This is a genomic window from Pseudomonas sp. GD04158 (assembly GCF_029834875.1).
GTDB classification, from domain to species: Bacteria; Pseudomonadota; Gammaproteobacteria; order Pseudomonadales; family Pseudomonadaceae; genus Aquipseudomonas; species Aquipseudomonas hydrolytica.
The window spans coordinates 1-5,138 of the sequence record NZ_JAODYT010000143.1 but is presented as its reverse complement, the minus strand read 5'-3'; the positions used below and the strand labels follow the sequence as shown (position 1 = coordinate 5,138).

The window sequence follows — 5,138 nt, the reverse complement described above, 5'->3', positions numbered from 1 at the left end:
GTCATGGCAGCGGCAGGCGCGTGGCCGCGACCCGACCGCTGGCGTAGGACTCCGGCAGCAGGTTCTCGGCGTGCTGCAGCAGTTGCTCGGGGGTAGCGGGCAGGGCCTTGGCATCCAGGCCGACCAGGCTGATGCCGGCCTTGAGGGTGATGAAGCCCTCGCTGGTCTTGAAGGCCTTCAGGTTGAGGCCTTCATGCAGACGCTTGAAGCTGCTCGGGGAGCATTCATGCAGGTCTTCGAGCAGGGTGATCAGGCCGAAGTGGTTTTCGTCCAGCCGGGTCAGCACGTCCAGCGGGCGCACCAGCTGTTGCAGACGGCGTGCCACGCCATGCAGCAGTTCGTTGTAGAAGCGGTCGCCATACTGGCTGCGCAGCTGGCCGGCCTCCTGCAGGCCGATCAGCAGGTAGCACACCGCACCGCCGCGCGACTCGATCTGGCGCAGGCTGTCGGTGAGCTTCTGGCGCAGATAGCGCGGGTTGCCCAGCCCTGTGAGCGGGTCGACCAGATTGCGCCGCTCCAGGCTGGCGATGTTCTGCGTCAGCATGCGGTTTTCCTGCAGCAGGCGCTGCAGGGTGTTGCACAGGCGGTCGGCGGCGTAGACGCGCGGCACCAGTTGCTCGTTCATCGCTGCCTTGCTGATGAAATCGTCGACGCCGCGGTCGAAGGCCTCGCCCAGCACGTTCTCGCCTTCCTTGCCGGTGAGCAGAATGACGTAGGTGTAATGGTCGGCGGTTTCGTCCAGCTGGCGCACCCGGGCGGTCAGCTCGAGGCCGTCAATCTCCGGCATCAGCCAGTCGGCCAGCAGCACGCTGGCGGGGCGCTGTTCGAGCAGTTGCAGGGCCTCGGCGGCGCTGCTGGCGAAGCGTACGTCCTGATAGCCGGCCTGGCTCAATGCGCGACCGATCATGGCGCTGGAGAACTTGGCGTCGTCCACCACCAGGATGCTGAGATGGGGGTTTGGCATGGGGCAGGCTCGCAGGCAGGGAGGAAGGACGCCAAACGGCGTTTTACAGACTGGTTATAATGGGCCCGCCATAGTTATCGTCAAGTCAGGCGCGTTCACTCCGTGAAGAGGATCGCGCCGTCCATCAGGAGCACGCTCATGCCTTCTTTCGACGTGGTGTCGGAACTGGACAAACACGAACTGACCAACGCGGTCGACAATGCCATCAAGGAGCTCGATCGCCGCTTCGATCTGCGCGGCAAGTGCAGCATCGAGAGCAAGGACAAGACCCTTACCCTGACTGCCGAGGCCGAGTTCATGCTCGAGCAGATGCTCGACATCGTGCGCAGCAGCCTGATCAAGCGCAAGATCGATTGCCAGTGCATGGAGGCCAAGGACCCCTATGCTTCCGGCAAGGTGATGAAGCAGGAGGTGACCTTCCGCGAAGGCATCGACAAGGAGCTGGCGAAGAAGATCGTCGCCCACATCAAGGATGCCAAGCTCAAGGTGCAGGCCGCCATCCAGGGCGAGCAGGTGCGCGTCACCGGCAAGAAGCGCGACGACCTGCAGGAAGCCATCGCTCTGCTGCGTGGTCACGAGTTCGGCATGCCGCTGCAGTACAACAACTTCCGCGATTGAACCTTTGCGGCGCCCAAGCGTCGCAGACCCTGTCTGATAGCATTCTGACCGCCATGGCATGCCATGGCGGTTTCGTTTCATGTACGGGAAACAGGAGCACCCTATGGAGATGAACGTCGACGAACTGGTGAAAATGTCCGAGGCCTGGCTGCCCGTGGTGCTGGAGTACAGCGGCAAGCTGACCCTGGCGGTGATCACCCTGCTGATCGGCTGGTGGCTGATCGGTCGGCTGACCGCCAGCATCGGGCGTCTGCTCGAGGCGCGGCGCGTGGATCGGGCGCTGAGCAGCTTTATCGGCAGCCTGGTGAGCATCGTGCTGAGGGTGCTGCTGCTGATCAGCGTAGCCTCGATGATCGGCGTGGAGACCACCTCCTTCATCGCCATGATCGGTGCCGCGGGTCTGGCCATCGGCCTGGCCCTGCAGGGCAGCCTGGCCAACTTCGCCGGCGGCGTGCTGATCATGCTGTTTCGCCCGTTCCGCGCCGGTGACTGGATCGAGGCGCAGGGCGTGTCCGGCAGCGTCGACAGCATCCAGATCTTCCACACCACGCTCAAGACCGCCGACAACAAGGTGGTGATCGTGCCCAATGGCGCGCTGTCCAACGGCCACATCACCAATTTTTCGCGCGAGCCGCGGCGCCGTGCCGACATCAATATCGGCATCGATTATTCCAGCGACATCAAGCGCGCCCGTGAGGTGCTGCTGGAGATCGCGCAGGATCCGCGCGTGCACCTCGAGCCGGCGCCGGTGGTGTTCGTCACCGGCCTGGGTGACAGCGCGGTGAATCTGTCGCTGCGCGTGTGGGTGGCGACGGGGGATTTCTGGCCGGTGACCTTCGCCTTCACCGAACTGGCCAAGGAGCGCCTGACCGAAGCCGGCATCGGCATTCCGTTCCCGCAACGGGTGGTGCATCTGGCCAAGGCCGATTGACACCGGACTGGCAAGTTGGTGTGTTCTGCGCGTAGCGCTATTTATCGCTGGGCCAAGATCATTAGCGTGGCGATCTTGTGTACTGGTTTCGCCCCTCACGGGCGAGTCACTTTCTCTTGCTTGCCCAAGAGAAAGTAACCAAAGAGAAGGGCACCCCAACATCCGGCCCCGGCTACGCCGGGGTTCCCTCGCTCCATCACCGCTCCAGGGGCACGCCGCGAAGGGCCATCCCTGGCCCATCGCGGCTCTCGCGACATCCATGTCGCTCAACCCCTTCCACAGTGATTCCACTCGGCCTCCTGAAGGGGAATTGGGCGTCGTCTGTGAGGTCGCGATGTAGGAGCAGAGCAGAGGCACAGACGCAGGAGCGGTTGTGCTTTAGAAAATCTCGCAAGCTCGCGACCCGGTCCCGTCAGGAGGCCGAGTGGAGGTGTTGCGTAGGGGGGCGAGCCGCAGGGATGCGGCGAGAGGCTTAATGGGCCAGGGACGGCCCATGTAAGCCGGCCCCCGGAGCGGCACCGGAGCGAGGGAAGTTTCGCGCAGCGAAACCCGGATGCCGGGTGCCCTTCTTTGGCACACCTTTCTTGGGCAAGCAAGAAAGGTGTGGCGCCCGTAAGGGGCGCAACCCAAACATTCAGCTGACGCGGTAACGGATAGTGCCAAGCCAGTAAGCGATACGCACACAAACTTGCCAGTTCGGTATCAGGCCTTTTCCGCCGGGGCCACCGGGGCGTCTCCGTTGGGCTGGCGTCTGTCACGGCCCCACTGGAGGGCGATGAGAATCAGCGTCGGGATGCCCAGCAGCGCGGTGGCGAGGAAGAAGTGGGCGTAGCCGAGCTTCTCCACCATCACCCCGGAGTAGCCGCCGATCAGGCGCGGCAGCAGCAGCATGATGGAGCTGAGCAGCGCGTACTGGGTGGCGGAGAACTTCAGGTTGGTCAGGCTCGACAGATAGGCGACGAAAGCGGAGGTGGCCAGGCCGGCGCTGAAGTTGTCGCAGCTGATGGTGACGATCAGCATGTTCAGGTGCGGGCCCATGCCTACCAGCAGCATGAACAGCAGGTTGGTCGCCGCCGAGGCGAAGGCGCCGATCAGCAGGATCGGCATGATGCCGAAACGCACGATGAGCAGGCCGCCGACGCCGGCACCGAGGAGGGTCATGATCAGGCCGAACACCTTGCTGACGCTGGCGATCTGTTCCTTGGTGAAGCCCTGGTCGATATAGAAGACGTTGGCCATCACCCCCATCACCGTGTCGGACAGGCGATAGGTGGCGATCAGGCTCAGCAGCAGCAGCGCCTGCCAGCGATAACGCACGATGAAATCGTTGACCGGCGTCAGCACCGGCGCCATGCCGCCCCAGAACAGGCTGGAAATGGACAGGCCGGTGAGCAGGGTATAGAGCAGGGCGCGCAGGAAGGCGCGGTCGTAGTACAGCAGGTCTTTCAGGCTCAGCTGGCCCTGCAGCATCAGCAGCAGATCGCTGTCGTAGTACTGGGTGACCATCGCCGGCACGGAGATCAGCAGAATGATCAGCAGCAGCACGGAAAGTAGCTGGTGGAAGAAGCCGTACTTCGCCGCCGCGGTCTTCAGCACCGGCGCCAGGCCGCCCCAGAACAGCCCGGAGGCGCTGACGCAGGCCAGCGCGGTATAGAGCATCGCCCGCATGAACGCGCGGTCGTTGTAGAGCAGGCTCTGCACCGTCACGTCGCCCAGCAGCGTCGCCACCAGATCGCTCTGGTAGAACTGGATGAACAGGGTGGGCACGGAGATCACCAGCACGATGACCGCCATGATCGCCAGCAACTGATGGAAGAAGCCGTGCTTGGGCGGCGGCGCATGGATATGCGGCGGGGCCGGCGGTTCGCGCATCCAGATGGAGGTGAGCAGCCCCGGCAGCATCAGCAGGGCAAATACCAGGTAGGTGCCGGCCCAGGCGCTGAACTGATAGTTCTTCGCGGTGGAGCCGAAGCCCTCGGCAAAGTACAGCGCGCCTGCGGTGGCCAGCAACGCGGCGACGCGGTAACCGGTCATGTAGGCGGCGGCCAGGGCGGCCTGATGCTCGTCGCCGAGAATCTCCAGGCGGTAGGCATCCACGGCGATGTCCTGAGTGGCCGAGGCGAAGGCCACCAGCACGGCCAGGGCGATCAGCCAGGACAGGTGGGTCTGCGGGTCGAAGTTGGCCATGCCGACCAGGCCGATGGCGACCAGCCCCTGAGCCAGCACCAGCCACGAGCGACGGCGGCCGAGCTTGCCCAGCAGCGGCAGGCGCCATTGGTCGAGCATCGGCGCCCATACCCACTTGAAGGCGTAGGCCAGGCCGATCAGGCTGGCGAAACCGATGGTCTCGCGCGCCACGCCGGCTTCGCGCAGCCACACCGAGAGGGTCGAGAACACCAGCATGTAGGGCAGGCCGGCGGCGAAGCCGAGAAGCAGCAGAGCCAGGGTGGCGGGATTGGCGTAGGTGGCGAGGGCTTCTCGCCAGGATTTGCGTGGCATCAGGCTCGAATCTGGGGCAGGGGTATCGGATTGGTAGCGCACTCTAACTGTTGTGCTCCATCGGGCGCCAGCCGTGCCGACGCATATCCACACGTTCGTTCAGGATGCTGACGCCCTCGGCGCGCA

Annotated in this window: 4 protein-coding genes and 1 pseudogene; 2 read left to right on the top strand and 3 right to left on the bottom strand. The window is 64.2% G+C overall.

The features are described from left to right. Position 1 precedes the first annotated feature (1 nt). On the bottom strand, positions 2–964 hold the full coding sequence (locus N7333_RS23945) for a response regulator (RefSeq protein ID WP_003243012.1): 963 nt from the start codon (positions 962–964) through the stop codon (positions 2–4). Positions 965–1,102: 138 nt separating this feature from the next. On the opposite strand from N7333_RS23945, the gene N7333_RS23940 reads away from it, so the two are divergent. Then, positions 1,103–1,582 carry a YajQ family cyclic di-GMP-binding protein gene (locus N7333_RS23940; protein WP_003243014.1) on the top strand — a complete coding sequence of 160 codons (480 nt, stop codon included), beginning with the start codon at positions 1,103–1,105 and terminating at the stop codon, positions 1,580–1,582. A gap of 103 nt (positions 1,583–1,685) precedes the next feature. Then, entirely contained in the window at positions 1,686–2,513 is an 828-nt protein-coding gene (locus N7333_RS23935) for a mechanosensitive ion channel domain-containing protein (protein WP_003243016.1), read from the top strand. A 702-nt stretch (positions 2,514–3,215) separates the two neighbouring features. Here N7333_RS23935 and N7333_RS23930 read toward each other — a convergent pair. Both N7333_RS23930 and N7333_RS24265 read right to left on the bottom strand, forming a co-directional pair. Then, on the bottom strand, positions 3,216–5,012 hold the full coding sequence (locus N7333_RS23930; protein WP_129483981.1) for an AmpG family muropeptide MFS transporter: 1,797 nt from the start codon (positions 5,010–5,012) through the stop codon (positions 3,216–3,218). A gap of 43 nt (positions 5,013–5,055) precedes the next feature. Further along, positions 5,056–5,138, bottom strand: a pseudogene (locus N7333_RS24265) (DNA base-flipping protein YbaZ); the annotation flags it as partial.

Coding starts and splice junctions, on each gene's coding strand:
- N7333_RS23945 (WP_003243012.1), bottom strand. CDS start 964: ATGCCAAACCCCCATCTCAGCATCCTGGTGGTGGACGACGCCAAGTTC.
- N7333_RS23935 (WP_003243016.1), top strand. CDS start 1,686: ATGGAGATGAACGTCGACGAACTGGTGAAAATGTCCGAGGCCTGGCTG.
- N7333_RS23930 (WP_129483981.1), bottom strand. CDS start 5,012: ATGCCACGCAAATCCTGGCGAGAAGCCCTCGCCACCTACGCCAATCCC.
- N7333_RS23940 (WP_003243014.1), top strand. CDS start 1,103: ATGCCTTCTTTCGACGTGGTGTCGGAACTGGACAAACACGAACTGACC.